Here is a 14,751-nt window from a genome sequence, read left to right as displayed (position 1 = left end):
GGGTAGGAGCGGCGTCCTACTGGATTTCCTTCGGTCACAAGCCGCGACCGCGCACGAACACGCTCGCGCTGTCACCGCCTGCAATCAGATGGCCTTTCGCGTCGCCCGCAACGACTGTGCCAGCCTTCATCTTCGCGCCGCTATCGGGCAACCCCGCGGTCGCGGCTCACGCCGCTCCTACCCCCAAGCCCCTTGGTCGGACGCGCTCGCGTGGCCACCGTTCGCCCCCGCACGGCCGGCCGCCAGACCGAAACTGCCGCCCGGAGCTACAATACGCACAGCCCGTACTGCGTACCGAGATGCCCATGAGCACGACCGCCGCCAACATTCCTGCCGCACAGCCCGACGCCACGCCGCTGCGTTTCGTCACCGCTGCCAGCCTGTTCGACGGCCACGACGCCGCGATCAACATCATGCGTCGCCTGATCCAGGGGCAGGGCGCCGAAGTCGTCCACCTCGGCCACAACCGCTCGGTCGAGGACGTGGTCCGCGCCGCGCTGCAGGAAGATGCCGACGGCATCGCCCTGTCCAGCTATCAGGGCGGCCACGTCGAATACTTCAAGTACATGGTCGACATGCTCAAGGAGCGTGGCGCCGGTCACATCCGCGTGTTCGGCGGCGGTGGCGGCACCATCACCCCGGAAGAAATCCGCGAACTGCAGGCCTACGGCGTCGAGCGCATCTACCACCCCAACGACGGCATGCACATGGGTCTGGTGGCGATGATCGAAGACGTCATCCGCCGCGCCAGCGAGGGCCGCATCGCCGACACCACGCCGGACAAGCCGGCCGCCATCGACGACGAGATCACCATCGGCAAGATGCTCTCGGCGATCGAAGAGGGTCTGCTCGACGAAACCCAGCTCGCCCACCTGCGCAAGCAGTGGCAGCTCGCCGGCGGCAAGACCCCGGTGGTCGGCATCACCGGCACCGGCGGCGCCGGCAAGTCCTCGGTCACCGACGAACTGCTCAACCGCTTCCTGGCCAATTTCCCCGACATGCGCATGGCGGTGATCTCGGTCGACCCGACCCGCCGCCGCACCGGCGGCGCGCTGCTCGGCGACCGCATCCGCATGAACTCGCTGCGCAGCCCGCGCGTGTACATGCGCTCGATGGCCACCCGCCGCCAGCACTCGGCCACCAACACCGTGCTCAAGGACTGCATCGGCTTCCTGCGCGGCCTGGGCTACGACCTGGTCATCGTCGAGACCGCCGGCATCGGCCAGTCCGACTCGGAGATCGTCGACCTGGTCGACTTCCCGATGTACGTCATGACCAGCGATTTCGGCGCGCCCAGCCAGCTCGAGAAGATCGACATGCTCGACTTCGCCGAACTGGTCGTGCTGAACAAGTTCGACAAGCGCGGCGCCGAAGACGCGCTGCGCGACGTGCGCAAGCAGTGGAAGCGCAACCGCGTCGCCTTCCAGACCAAGGACGAGGACGTCCCGGTCTACCCGACCATCGCCAGCCAGTTCAACGACCCCGGCATCAGCTGGATGTTCGTCAACCTGTGCCGCCTGCTGCGCGAGAAGCTGTCGCTGCCGGCCGAGAAGTGGACGCCCGACGTCGACACCTCGCTCAAGGAGCCGCGCGCCACCGTGCTGATCCCCGGCAGCCGCGTGCGTTATCTCGCCGAGATCGCCGAACAGGGCCGCGGCATCAACCGCCAGATCGAAACCCAGGCCGACGTCGCCGACCGCGCACAGTCGTATTGGCAATCCCTGCACGACCTCGACGACCCCGAGTTGCCGAAGCAGCTCGACCTCTATGCGGCTGAAGCCCTGCTGGCGGCTCCCGGGGTAGGAGCGGCGCAAGCCGCGACCCAAGACGCGACGTCGCCGGCAAAGGCCGTCGACCGCACCCTCATCACCCTGCGTCAGCGCTACAACGACGCGGTCCAATCCCTCACGTCCGAGGCATTGAAGCTGCTGCGCGACTGGCCCGCGCGCCTGAAGTCGATCACCGACGACGTCAACGAATACAAAGTCCGCGACAAGGTCATCCGGGTCGAGAACTACCGCGACTCGCTGAGCCACCAGAAAATCCCGAAGATCGCCGCGCCGACCTACAAGAGCTGGGGCGAGCTGCTGACCTTCCTGCAGAAGGAAAACCTGCCGGGCTATTACCCCTACACCGGCGGCGTGTATCCGTATCGCCGCACCGGCGAAGACCCGATCCGCATGTTCGCCGGCGAAGGCACGCCCGAGCGCACCAACCGCCGCTTCCATTACCTCAGCGTCGGCCAGCCGGCCGCGCGCCTGTCGACCGCGTTCGACAGCGTCACCCTGTACGGCGAAGACCCGGCGGTGCGTCCGGACATCTTCGGCAAGATCGGCAACTCCGGGGTCAACATCGCGTCCCTGGATGACATGAAGAAGCTGTACTCCGGCTTCGACCTGTGCGCGCCGACCACCTCGGTGTCGATGACCATCAACGGCCCGGCGCCGATGCTGCTGGCGATGTTCATGAACACCGCCATCGACCAGCAGGTCGAGAAGTACCTGCGCGAGGACGGCGCCCGCTGGGACGCCGCCCACGACAAGATCGAAGCCATGTTCGCCGGTCGCAAGCGCCCGCAGTACAGCGGCCTGCTGCCCGAGACCAACGACGGCCTCGGCCTGGGCCTGCTCGGCGTCACCGGCGACCAGGTCGTCGACGCCGAAACCTACGAAGCCATCAAGACCCGCACCCTCGCCACCGTGCGCGGCACCGTGCAGGCCGACATCCTCAAGGAAGACCAGGCCCAGAACACCTGCATCTTCAGCACCGAGTTCGCCCTGCGCATGATGGGCGACATCCAGCAGTACTTCGTCGACAAGAACGTCCGCAACTTCTACTCGGTCTCGATCAGCGGCTACCACATCGCCGAAGCCGGCGCGAACCCGATCAGCCAGCTCGCTTTCACCCTGAGCAACGGTTTCACCATCGTCGAGTACTACCTCGCGCGCGGGATGAAGATCGACGACTTCGCGCCGAACCTGTCGTTCTTCTTCAGCAACGGCATGGACCCGGAGTACACCGTCATCGGCCGCGTCGCCCGCCGCATCTGGGCGCGCGCCATGCGCGAGCGCTATGGCGCCGACCCGCGCAGCCAGATGATGAAGTACCACATCCAGACCAGCGGCCGCTCCCTGCACGCGCAGGAGATCCAGTTCAACGACATCCGCACCACCTTGCAGGCCCTGTACGCGCTGTTCGACAACTGCAACAGCCTGCACACCAACGCCTACGACGAAGCCATCACCACCCCGACCGAGGAAAGCGTGCGCCGCGCGGTCGCGATCCAGATGATCATCAACAAAGAGCTGGGCCTCAATTTCAACGAGAACCCCTGGCAGGGCAGCTTCGCCGTCGACTACCTCACCGACATCGTCGAAGAGGCCGTCTACAAGGAGTTCGAAGCGATCAGCGAGCGCGGCGGCGTACTCGGCGCCATGGACACCATGTACCAGCGCGGCAAGATCCAGGAAGAGAGCCTGTACTACGAGCACAAGAAGCACGACGGCAGCCTGCCGCTGGTCGGCGTCAACACCTTCCTGCCGAAGGACCACGGCGGCGACATCGTCACCGAGATCGAACTGATCCGTTCGACCGAAGGCGAGAAGGGCCAGCAGATCGACAACGTGTTGTCGTACCAGCAGGGCCGCAACGCCTATGCGGGCGACGGCCTGCGCAGCCTGCAAGCCGCCGCGCGCGACCGCAAGAACGTGTTCGCCAGCCTGATGGAAGCGGTGAAGACCCACAGCCTCGGCCAGATCAGCCACGCCCTGTACGACGTGGGCGGCGAGTATCGTCGCAACATGTAAGCGCGGCGCATCGCCGAACCCGAACAGGCCCGCCGATGCGGGCCTGTTTTTTGGCTGTTCGATTCGATTGCGAGGGGCTGCGTGGAGTGGCTGCTGCGATAGAAGCCAGAGCAAATCCCCCGGCGCAGCTGCATCCACCTCAAACACGCCACGCCGGCGCCTGCCCCTTTTTCAAAGGGGGCGATGGTTCTGCCCGGATCTTTTCAAAGGAATGAGTTTGCCCGGGTTTCTTAAAAGAGGGCGAGTTTGCCCGGATCTTCTAAAAGAGGACGAGTTTGCCAGGGTCTTTTAAAAGGGGACGAGTTTGCCCGGGTCTTTTTAAAGGGGACGAGTTCTGCCCATAGTTGCCGTCGCCCCAAGCTTTCCCCCCCTTTGAAAAAGGGGGGTAGGGGGGATTTGCCCTTACCAGAGCATGCAATAACTTCCAACTGCCACCGCCGAAGCCGCTGCTGTAGCCACCCGCCGCAGTTTCTTCCTTTGCGAGCGCCGCTTTTACCCGTCCAGGCAATAGTTAGCTTCAGCAGAAAAACAAAACACCCGCTCGCCGCACTCTCCACCCATCCAAACGCCGCGCATCGCTCCCAATACAGCATCAGCCCAATCCGCGACGCATATCACGCCAACCCCACAACGCAGGCTGGCAAACAACGGCCCGCACGAAAGCCAAAAGCAGCGCCGCCCGCAAACCATCGCTCAGACCGTGCCGCAGGCCCGTTCACGCATCTAAAACCATGCCGGCTTTCTCATTAGGCCGATAGGCGTTCTGCCAAGATCGCCGCGCGTCAAGGTATCGCCGCGCGTTACGTCGCCGGCCGCCATCACGGCTCGGTCATCTTTCATCCTCATCTTTCAGGAGTGGCCACATGGCTATCCCCCTGCAGCGGCTGCGCGCGTTCGCTCGGCATGCCTGCGTCATTGCTGTGCTGGCGTTGGCAACGACGACCGGCGCTCATGCACAAACCAAAGCTGCGCCCGCGGCAATCAACACCGGCGATTTCAGCCTCGACATCGACCCCGGCAACGTAGCCACCAGCCGCGAAAGCTCGGTCTTCGCCTATGTCGTCGTGACCAGCATCGACCGCTTCAGCCGGCCCGCAACGCTCAGCGCATCGGGCTTGCCCGCGGGCGTCACCGCCAGCTTCTCGCCGGCCACGATCAGCCCGCCGCCGAGCGGCAATGCGCGCTCCAAGCTCACCCTGGCGATCGGCGCCGGCGTGCCGGCCGGCACCTATCCCATCACCGTCAGCGGCAAGTACGACAAGCTCGTGCGCAGCACCACCGCGCAGCTCACGGTCACCGCCGATGCCGGCTTCAAGCTGAGCATCGCCGGCACCCAGCACATCACCTACCTCGGCCGCAGCAGCCAATTGCCCGTCACCGTCACCGGCAATGCCTTCAACGACCCGGTGACCTTGGGCGTGACCGGCTTGCCCGCGGGCGTGACCGCCAGCTTCGGCCTCAATCCGGTCAGCCCGGGCGCCAAGGCAGCGGTGAACTCGACCCTGACCTTCAAGGCTTCCGCGCAAGCAGTGCAGGGCAAGTACCCGATCGCGATCACCGGCACCTCGGGCGCCATCACCCGCAGCCTGCCGTTGGATCTCTACGTCAACCCGGCGCCCGATTTCACCATGTGGACGATCGGCCGCAGCCGCGCCCTCGTCGCGGTGACCCAACAGGCCGGCATCAGCGGCTGGCTGGAGATCAACGCGCGTCCGCTGCACGGCTGGAACCAAGCCATCGCCTTCTCGATGGAAGGCCTGCCGCCGGGCGTCAGCGCCAGCTTCAGCCCCGCGGTCGTCAACCCTTACGGCCCCACCAGCATCGCCTTCAACGCCTCCGCCGATGCGCCGGCCGGGACCTACGAAGCGACCGTGGTCGGCACCGCCGCATCGGCGACCCATCGCTTGCCGGTGCAACTGACGGTGCTGCCCTATATCGACCCCAACCGCCTGACCAACGAGCTCACCCGTGTCGGCCTGAACCTGAAGGCCGGCGAGTCGCTGTTGTTCAACCTCATGAAGCCGGAAGGCACCGCGCCCGACTTCTACCTCAACACCCAGTTCGGCCCCGGCACCGGCGCCGGCACGCTGTACGTGCGCGAAGGCGCGCCGCCGACCGATACCGAATACCACTGCCGGACCAGCGGCGTCTGGAGCACCTTCTGCCGAGTCGACCGCGACCCGCAGGCCGACTTCCCGCTCACTTACTTCCTGCGCCTGAAAGCACGCACCGACATGACCGGAGCCAGCGTCATGGCCACCTACGGCGACGGCTACGACGCCCGCCCGCGTGCGCTGTTCGCCAACCCGGCCGACTACCTCATCAACGACAACAGTGTCGTCGACAGCCCGCTCACCGTCGCCGGCTTGAACGGCAACGGCGGCATCGCGCGCATCGTCTACCGCCTCAGCCACCCGCACCGCACCGACCTCAAGGTCGAACTGATCGCGCCCGACGGCCAGGCCTATCTGCTGCGCGACCACAGCAACGGCCCGATCAACCCCAGCCTGGAACAGACCCTCGACCTGACCGACAAAGTCGCCAACGGCACGTGGAAGCTGCGCGTCACCGACGACGTGCCGGGCGGCTCGGGCACCTTGCTGCATTGGTCTTTGGACTTCTTCCGCAGGAACTGAGGCAGAGCCCCGCCAGACCCACGCTATGAACCCCTCTCCCGCTTGCGGGAGAGGGGCAGGGGTGAGGCGCAGCAGATAGCCGCGCCACCGCGCCGCACGGCACGGCACGGCCGCACCACGCGGCCCACCATCGCCATGCCCCGAAGCCCCGGCTGCTCGATAATGCAGCCATGACCATCATCCTCACCGACTTCGCCCGCGCCCGCCTGTTCCCGCGCGAGCCGCGCCGCAACACCATCCAGGACATCACCCCCGAACAGTTCGAGCGCCACCTCAACCAGGCGCCGCCGCTGCAGGTGCTCGACGGCTACGCCCCGTTCTGCAAACTGCACGTGCACCGCAACTGGACCAGCACCCGCTGCCTTGCGGTGCCGATCACCGAGGCCAACCGCCACCTGCTGCGTTCGGACTACGACGCCCGCACCAAGGACGAACTGCCGGTGCTGGTACGCTGGTTCGAAGACCTCGACCCGCCGGTGGCCGAGTACCTCATCGTCATCCTCTACAGCCGCGAACAACTGGCCAAGGAAGGCACCGTCACCGATGCCGACTGGGGCGTGGTCGGCTGCATGTATACCGCCGAACCCGTCGAAACCCCGATGGCCCCGATCACCATGATGCGCAACGCCCTGGGCGTGGAAGAGGGCGGCTCCGGCGTGCCGATCGACCGCGAGGCCTACCGCCGCAGCGTCGCGTTCTGGAGCACGCACGCCAACTGGCGCGGCTAAGGCACTTCTCGCGGCCAGCGGTTGCAGCGCCGCAGCGTTCGTCGTAAACAAGGCGTCGGTCGACTTCGAACGAGGTGCCCCATGGATCGATACACCGGCGGCTGCTGGTGCGGCAAGGTCCGCATCGTGGCCACGGGCCGCCCCTACCGGGTCGGCCTGTGCCACTGCCTCGATTGCCGCAAACACCACGGCGCCCTGTTCCATGCCTCGGCGATCTTTCCCGAAGAGGCGGTCACCGTCGAAGGCGAAACCCGCGACTACCAAGGTCGACACTTCTGCCCAAATTGCGGCTCGCCCGTGTTCGGCCGCAGCGGCGACGAAGTCGAAGTGAATCTCGGCGCACTGGACGCCCCCGATCAGTTCCAGCCGACCTATGAGCTGTGGACCGTGCGCCGCGAATCCTGGCTGCCGCCGTTTCCGCTCGCGCGGCATTACGAACGCAATCGCGAAGGCCTGACCCGCTTCGAGGAATAAGCGGGGGGCCGCTCGGCACACTTATCCGCGCACGGCGAACATCGTGCACGCACTCTGATCGACATAACCGCAACCCACGGTTGCGCATAACCTTCGTTCGACAAAAAATAATCGAGAAATCTGCGGCGATAACCGCACGCGGGGCTTGCAACCCAACCCCGGAATAGGGGACTTTTATCCGGCCCCAATGCCCCACTCAGGAAGAGGACGCCGCATGTGGATATTCAAGGCCAAGCTGACGCCCCCGGAAGTTCCGCTCAGGTTGCGCGAATTGCTCAAGGACTACCCGGGGCATGTCGAAAACTTACAAACAGTCCTGAATGAATTCGCACAGCCGACGCCCCGAGTGCAGCCCTTGGACGAGGCCATCTGGGCACTTCAGAACCGGCTCGACTGTTTCCTTCAAGAGGCCGTTCGACAGCTTGAAGCCGCGCGGGCCGACGGAAACCCCGTGTTGTTCGACGCGGCCGAACGCGCAAGATCGACGATGGGCCGCGCGCTCTTGAGCTTCGACAGCGATCCTGACGGGCTTGGGCGTTACTTCAAGCTGCACAAGAAGGCATTCGAATGACCTCCCAAGAGCGCGTGTTGGACATAAGGCTCGGCGAGATGATTTTCTGGGATCGGATCGTTCCCGATAGCGGCATGGAGCAGGCCGCATCCCACTCCCAACCCACGGCGATCTTTTTGGTGGGCCAGCCGGGCGCAGGGAAAAGCGCCCTGATAGGCATGGCGAAAGCAGACCTGGGCCATGATCCGATCATGATCGACCCGGACAGGCTCCGCAGCTATTGGCCGGATGTGCGTGAACTGCGCAACGCGAGCCCATACACCTGGCCTCTCGATACCGACCATGATGTCGGTCTATGGGCCGCGGCCTTGCAAGAGGTGGCGGTTCGAGGCCGTAAGAACATCATCATCGATACCTCGTTGAGCGACGCGGAAAGCCTGCTCGGCCAGATACGGTTACTGCAGGTCGAGCGCTATGAAGTTCAAGTCCGAGTCGTGGCCGTGCATAGATTGGAGAGCGAACTCGCCGTCGATGCGCGCTTCCTGAGTGGCTTCCTCAGGGACGGTCACGGTCTTTATCACCAAGAAACCTTTCGTAAGCAGTGCTACGAGAACATGCCAAGCAACTTGGACCGTGTGCGCGGTCAAGCAGAAATCCCGATCCGCATCTTCAATTGCGATGGCCTGGAGATCTATGACGGCCGCATCAACCCAGCGCCGCCCGGAGCGGTGCTTGAGCAAGCCCGCGAGGCCCGGCTTGCCGATCCCAAAGTCACCAAGGCAGTGCATAGGGGGTTGAAAAAGCAATCGGCCCTGCATCGCGACCTTCCCAAGATACTCGCTCGCATGACCGAGCCGCCGATGCCATGAGGTGGGAGTGTTGATGTCGGATGGATTCCTTCCGAGGTTCTGTTCAAATTGCTTGAAATGCTTAAGGGCTATCCCGAACACCTTGCGCGGCTGCAAGAGGCCGGCTGGACCCGGCGCGAACTCGACCTGGATGCGATGCGCTTCCCGAAGGTGTAGCGGTGTACAAGCCGGGCGAGCAGAAGGCGAGCCGGCGCTCGCCGACCGACTGAACTGCCAGGCCTCCGGCCGCGCCATCGAGTTGGCCTTGTCGGCGCCGCCTAGGCCACAGAACCCGTACGAGCTGCCCGCGAACGATCGCGACGCGCGCAGCTTCCGCGAAAGCCCGTGGGAGCGGAACCCGCAGACCCAGGCATGGTCGCGGCAAGTCGCCGTCGGCTACATCGGCCGGCCTTCAACCAACCCACCGCGAGCCTGGCCCCAAGGCGAGATGGTGCACGTCTACCGCGTCGGCCACGCCAACCCCGACCCCGCCGCGCACCTCGCCAGCATGAGGACCGCCGACGCCCTGTCGACCCCGGTAGAAGACCGTTACCGCCAAGTGGAGACGACGCGTGATGCACTCTGAACAAGCAACGCGCTAAAGGGGTGACCGAAAAAACATGCTTTTTGCGTAAAGATGCGTTTGTGAGGGTAGGGCAGTCATGCGTTGCATGGCGTGGGCGGTGAGTGCCGGCACAATAATTAAATGGTCTGTCGGCGACTCCAGAAAAATGCCCGCTTTAGCGGGCATTTCTATTTGTATCGCAAAGTCGGGTGGTCGAACTCAGTGGGGGGGCGAAACGAACATGCATGATCTGAATCGAATTCAGCGTGATTTACAAGAAAGTTTGTCGCTAGATAAACACCCCGTAGCCTTACTTATTGGCGCGGGTTGTCCGTTATCAGTAAGAATCGAAAACAACGAAGGAAAGAACGCCCCATTGATTCCAGATGTTCGTGGCCTCACGGATATGGTAATTAGCAAGCTTGCTGGTAACCCAGCATTTGATAACGTCGTGAAGCAGTTCGGAGAGGATGATGCAGTTGCGCCGACAATCGAAGATATGCTTTCTCGTGTAAGGCTTTTAGCGCGTGTTGTAGGTAAGGGGAGCGCTCGTGGGCTCGATAAAAATTCTTTACTGCACCTTGAGGCGGCGTTATGTTCGGAAGTTGCCAAAATAGTGAGGGCTGAACTGCCTTCCTGCGAGACCGCATATCATCGGTTGGTTGATTGGGCAGGGGCAATCGATCGAGTCACTGCGCTACAGTTGTTTACTACAAATTATGATCTTCTGATTGAGCAGGCGCTTGAGGATAGACAGATTCCATTCTTCGATGGGTTTATCGGGGCACGAGAACCTTTCTTTGATTTGCGCGCGATAGAGGATGATCCAGCTCCCGCACGTTGGATCAGGCTCTGGAAGATGCATGGCTCAATCAACTGGAAATATTCCGCTGAAGGTAGGGTTACACGATGTTTCCCGGTGCCAGAAGACTCGGACGGGGTTCTAATACACCCATCAGAATTAAAGTATGACCAGAGCAGGAGAATGCCTTATTTGGCAATGATTGACAGATTGCGAAATTTTCTCCGGAGACCGTCAGCATTTCTAGTGACGAGTGGGTACTCTTTTGCTGATGATCATCTTAATGAGGTAATTATTCAGGGGGTTCGCTCAAATCCTACTTCTGCGGCCTATGTGCTCCTATACAACTCCCTAGAGGGGGAGGTTGCGGCAAACAAGATTTCGCAGAAGATTCCGCCGAACATCAGTCTTGTGGCGCGAGATTGCGGGGTAGTGAGAGGTGTCAGGTCTGACTGGATGGGCGATCAGGATCAGGGTGGTTCTGTTGCGCCAAAGACAAGTGAGCTTGGAGATTTTGGAAAATTCACCGAATTTCTAAGGGGTCTAATCCCAGCAAGGAGAGTCAATGAATCGTGACCCGTCATTGCTCGGAATTGTTGAAAGTACTAGTGGCTCCTCCGTTACGGTCGCGCTTAATACTGAGACATTGTCAGGGCTGGTTTATATCGACGGCCAAGGTCACCGTGTTGGGCAGGTCGGAAGCTTTGTTCGAATTCCACAGGGGTTTTCCAGTCTTTTTGGAATTGTTATCCAGGCCGGGGCGGCGGTTTCGGGTGGAGGCAAAGCGGAGCCCGCAGAAAATACCGGCGGGCGTCGATGGATGACCGTCGAGATCGTAGGGGAGGGGCGATCCGGAGAGCCTTTTTCACGCGGCGTATATAGATACCCAACTATCGGTGACGAAGTCCACCTCGTCACCGAGTTCGATCTTGCAGTGGTTTATGGCGCAGAAACCAGTAGAAATCATGTTGAAATAGGTTCTCTTTCGAGCGCGAGTTCTATACCGGCTCGGATAGAGGTTAATCGAATAGTCACGCGCCATTGTGCTGTCGTCGGAGCTACCGGTTCGGGGAAGTCAACTACCGTTGCGGGGCTTCTGCACGGTATATCTGATAAAGACAGATTTCCATCGGCAAGAATTGTGCTGCTTGATCTTCATGGTGAGTATGCTGGCGCATTTCGAGAAAAGGGACATGTCTACCGGGTCCAGCCAGATGTGACTAAAGGAGAGCGTGCACTCGCGATTCCATATTGGGCGTTAACATTTAATGAGCTTTTGCCTCTTACCTTTGGCGATGTCGATGACATGGCGCGTGGGCGCATTGCCGATTGGATCCTGATAAATAAGAGGAGGGTGGCGGAAAGTGGACTCTATGGAAATGTTGATCCCGAATGGGTAACTGTTGACTCTCCATTGCCTTTCTCTTTGAAGCAGCTTTGGTATGACATGCGTTGGGAAATAGATGCCACATATCCTAAGGCCACGGATCAAATTCCGGGGAATGCCAAAGTTGAAGACGCCGGTGATGCAGATAAGCTCATTCCTGCTAAATTCTCTCCAAATGATGGCGTAAATGTTGTTCTTACCAAGTCAACTCTAACTATCAGAAGGCCGCTGGAGGCTCTGGCGTCGAGACTGAGAGACCCCAGGTTTAACTTTATTTTTAGCCCCAATGAGTGGTCTCCCAAAGCGGACGGAAATACAGAGAAGGATCTGCCCGACCTGCTGGCCCTATGGTTGGGAAGTGGCGGCGATGATCATCGTCCTGTCAGCATTCTAGATGTCTCAGGTATTCCAACTTTCGTATTAGAAAGCCTAGTGGGTGCTCTGCTGCGTTTGCTATTTGATGCGGTTTTTTGGGGTAGAAAGCTCTCTGAAGGTGGTCGCGAGCGACCTTTATTGGTTGTAATGGAGGAGGCTCATCTTTATCTTTCTGATTCCAATAGTACTGCAGGAGTCGCGGTAAAGCGGATTGTAAAGGAGGGGCGAAAATATGGCATCGGAGCTATGATCGTCAGCCAGCGGCCAACTGAAATCGATCAAACAATTTTGTCGCAGTGCGGGACATTCATCGCGCTGAGAATGGGGAATTCTCTGGATCGCGGGCACGTAACAAGCGCTACTACGGAAAGTTTGAGGGGGTTGTTGGACTTGCTTCCTACATTGCGAACAGGCGAGGCAATAATAGTCGGAGAAGCTGTTCAACTGCCTACTCGGGCCATGATTAGAAGACCGCCACGCGGCAATCAGCCGAATAGCGATGATCCTCGTGTTGTGGAGGTTGAGTATGCTGAGGGCGAAAGTGGCCCAGGGGGGTGGGATAAGAGCGTTGAGGTTTCAGATTATTCGGATCTCGTGAACGCTTGGAGACGTCAAGATTCAGACAGTTCCAAGGTAAAAAAATAGAGGTGAGCTATGGAGAGGCAGCAGGTCGACTCTTCTAATATTTCAGAAATTGGATTTGATGCTCAATTTTTGACATTAGAAGTGCTTTTCACTGATGGCCGCGTGTATCAGTATTTTGATGTTCCTGTGGACGTGTTTGCAGAACTGATTGCGGCTGGCTCGATAGGGAAATTCTTTAATTCAAATATAAGGGGGGTCTATAGGTATGCAAGGGTTTGACGCTGCTTTAATGGATTCCGGGTGCGAGTCTTGAGGGCTGTGTATGGAAATATATGATTATATATATGTGGATCTAGATAAGGTAATTTCAGTTTACAGTCAGATGACTGGGGGTGTCGTTGAGGTGCTTGAACGAAATGCTGAGCGATCGCGCTCGGAGGATAATAAAAGAAATTATGATTTTAGGGTTTTCAAGCATGATGCTGGTGGGTCAGAGTTTAGCAAGGAGGCGTCCAAGCAGGTAATTAAGCCTCACCACGATCTTCTGAAAGAAATGGAAGAGGCTTTGGCGTCCAAGGGGTTTCTCGTTGATTTGACTGATGATGGTGATAGTTCATTTTGTAGTGCGGGTTTTAGGGATAAATTGAAACGGTCATTTTGTATAAAGGTCAAGGGGAGGGTTGTAATTGAGGATTATGAAAGAATAAAGTCAATCGGTGCAGCATTCCCCGATGTGGCGAAAATGATTAATAAGAGTGTTGAGTCCGGGGTGCAGAAATCAGACGAATATCTTGAACTCCAAGCGCAGATTGAGGAGGCAAGGAATCAGATCAAGATGCTAAAAGGCCGTAATGAGCGAGCTGCCCAGGAGCTTGCTCTTGAGCAGTGTAAAGAACGGCTGAGGGTAATAGCTGCTAGTTCGACTAGAGTCGGAGAGGTCGAAGGGTGGATCTTGGATGGGATGAAGACATGGATAGATACGTTTTTATACGGAATTATAAATTTGCGTGTGTACCCTAATACTGATCGACCGGAGGAGCATGTTTTTGGTCATTTGAAGAAGAGTTGCTTTGTAGACCGTGATGCGAACTCTTTTCACTTTACGTATGGCTCGTTCCCTACCGAGGAATTTACATTGCTTGGTATTGTTAGTTCCGTCCCTGCGGATGGAGGCGAGGTTTTTAAGCCGCTTGCCGAGTTTGAGAAGAGTGAGCTTAATGAGCATGAGTCGGTTGAGCAGGGTTTTCGCGGATTATTTCGAGGGTTTGATGGATTGGAGCAGATGATTCGCACGTGTAGATTTCCGAGGGTTCTGGTTTACCCTCTAACCGTCTACCGAAGCGTGATATCTAGTAATTGATTGGCGCCCTAGCCTGTGCGCAGCTCATGTAGTATGTCGACCGCTGACTGTCTTGAGTTGCCGCGGGAATTCTTTGCTGTACACAGCTCACAAGACTCAAACAGAATCTCAGCTCGCTCGACGGAGTTAGCAATTACAACCCGCGCTGTCATCGTTGCAGGCGCAACGGGCCTGGCGGGCATGGACTTAATGGGCAGGGAGATTCTCAGCGAGCTGCTGGCCGGTCCGGGCATCGCTGCGGTGCACTGCTTCGGTCGCAGAATGCTGGCGGAGCACATTCGAAGCTGACGGCCGCCGGTGATTTCGCCGCGCTTGATTTGCGCCGGATATTCTAGTTTTGGATATCGCCGATGCACTTGTAGTGTTTGCCTATTGAAAGAAAGGTTCGCCGATATGCAAAGTGCAAACTCCGCTGCTCATCCCGCGTCCGGCTGCTGTGCGTTGCCCGCGACTGCCCTCAAAGCACTAACCCAAACCCGTGACCAGTTGCGACTACTCGCCCAGCTCACCGAGCCACAAGGCGAGGGCAGCCCCGATGTGGTCTATCTATCTGCACAGGCGCTAGCCCAGTGCTTCGATCGCTTAGCCGACGACTTGGACCGGATAGCCGAGGCGGTCAGCCCATCCGAGCTGTAGTTCGTTCTACCCAGATTCGGCCGCAGTAGCCAGTCGTT

At 59.6% G+C, this 14,751-nt stretch carries 12 protein-coding genes; all 12 read left to right on the top strand.

Going from position 1 to position 14,751, the window contains the following annotated elements:
- Positions 1 to 305 precede the first annotated feature (305 nt).
- Complete coding sequence (locus tag ACTJJK_RS20820) at positions 306 to 3,806, top strand: methylmalonyl-CoA mutase family protein (RefSeq protein WP_440731162.1); 3,501 nt, start codon at positions 306 to 308, stop codon at positions 3,804 to 3,806.
- A gap of 863 nt (positions 3,807 to 4,669) precedes the next feature.
- A complete protein-coding gene (locus ACTJJK_RS20815; RefSeq protein WP_440731161.1) occupies positions 4,670 to 6,442 on the top strand; it encodes a proprotein convertase P-domain-containing protein in 1,773 nt (590 codons plus the stop codon).
- 170 nt (positions 6,443 to 6,612) lie between these two features.
- Positions 6,613 to 7,170, top strand: a complete 558-nt coding sequence (locus ACTJJK_RS20810) for a DUF3228 family protein (protein ID WP_440731160.1) — start codon at positions 6,613 to 6,615, stop codon at positions 7,168 to 7,170.
- A gap of 81 nt (positions 7,171 to 7,251) precedes the next feature.
- Positions 7,252 to 7,644, top strand: a complete 393-nt coding sequence (locus tag ACTJJK_RS20805) for a GFA family protein (protein ID WP_440731159.1) — start codon at positions 7,252 to 7,254, stop codon at positions 7,642 to 7,644.
- Positions 7,645 to 7,858: 214 nt separating this feature from the next.
- Positions 7,859 to 8,215 carry a hypothetical protein gene (locus ACTJJK_RS20800; RefSeq protein WP_440731158.1) on the top strand — a complete coding sequence of 119 codons (357 nt, stop codon included), beginning with the start codon at positions 7,859 to 7,861 and terminating at the stop codon, positions 8,213 to 8,215.
- A complete protein-coding gene (locus ACTJJK_RS20795; RefSeq protein WP_440731157.1) occupies positions 8,212 to 9,024 on the top strand; it encodes a zeta toxin family protein in 813 nt (270 codons plus the stop codon). Before ACTJJK_RS20800 ends, ACTJJK_RS20795 begins: the two co-directional genes overlap by 4 nt.
- Before the next feature lie 244 nt (positions 9,025 to 9,268).
- A complete protein-coding gene (locus ACTJJK_RS20790) occupies positions 9,269 to 9,589 on the top strand; it encodes a hypothetical protein (RefSeq protein WP_440731156.1) in 321 nt (106 codons plus the stop codon).
- Positions 9,590 to 9,809: 220 nt separating this feature from the next.
- Complete coding sequence (locus ACTJJK_RS20785) at positions 9,810 to 10,946, top strand: SIR2 family protein (protein ID WP_440731155.1); 1,137 nt, start codon at positions 9,810 to 9,812, stop codon at positions 10,944 to 10,946.
- A complete protein-coding gene (locus tag ACTJJK_RS20780; protein WP_440731154.1) occupies positions 10,936 to 12,777 on the top strand; it encodes an ATP-binding protein in 1,842 nt (613 codons plus the stop codon). The genes ACTJJK_RS20785 and ACTJJK_RS20780 overlap by 11 nt, the downstream gene beginning before the upstream one ends.
- 9 nt (positions 12,778 to 12,786) lie before the next feature.
- On the top strand, positions 12,787 to 12,996 hold the full coding sequence (locus ACTJJK_RS20775) for a KTSC domain-containing protein (RefSeq protein ID WP_440731153.1): 210 nt from the start codon (positions 12,787 to 12,789) through the stop codon (positions 12,994 to 12,996).
- 43 nt (positions 12,997 to 13,039) lie between these two features.
- Entirely contained in the window at positions 13,040 to 14,077 is a 1,038-nt protein-coding gene (locus ACTJJK_RS20770) for a DUF6414 family protein (RefSeq protein ID WP_440731152.1), read from the top strand.
- Positions 14,078 to 14,470: 393 nt separating this feature from the next.
- Entirely contained in the window at positions 14,471 to 14,713 is a 243-nt protein-coding gene (locus tag ACTJJK_RS20765) for an XAC0095 family protein (protein WP_440731151.1), read from the top strand.
- Positions 14,714 to 14,751 lie beyond the last annotated feature (38 nt).

It is taken from the genome of Lysobacter sp. 22409 (assembly GCF_052045105.1).
GTDB lineage: Bacteria > Pseudomonadota > Gammaproteobacteria > Xanthomonadales > Xanthomonadaceae > Lysobacter > Lysobacter antibioticus_B.
The sequence above is the reverse complement of the archived record's forward strand: the minus strand, read 5'-3'. Positions and strand labels throughout refer to the sequence as shown.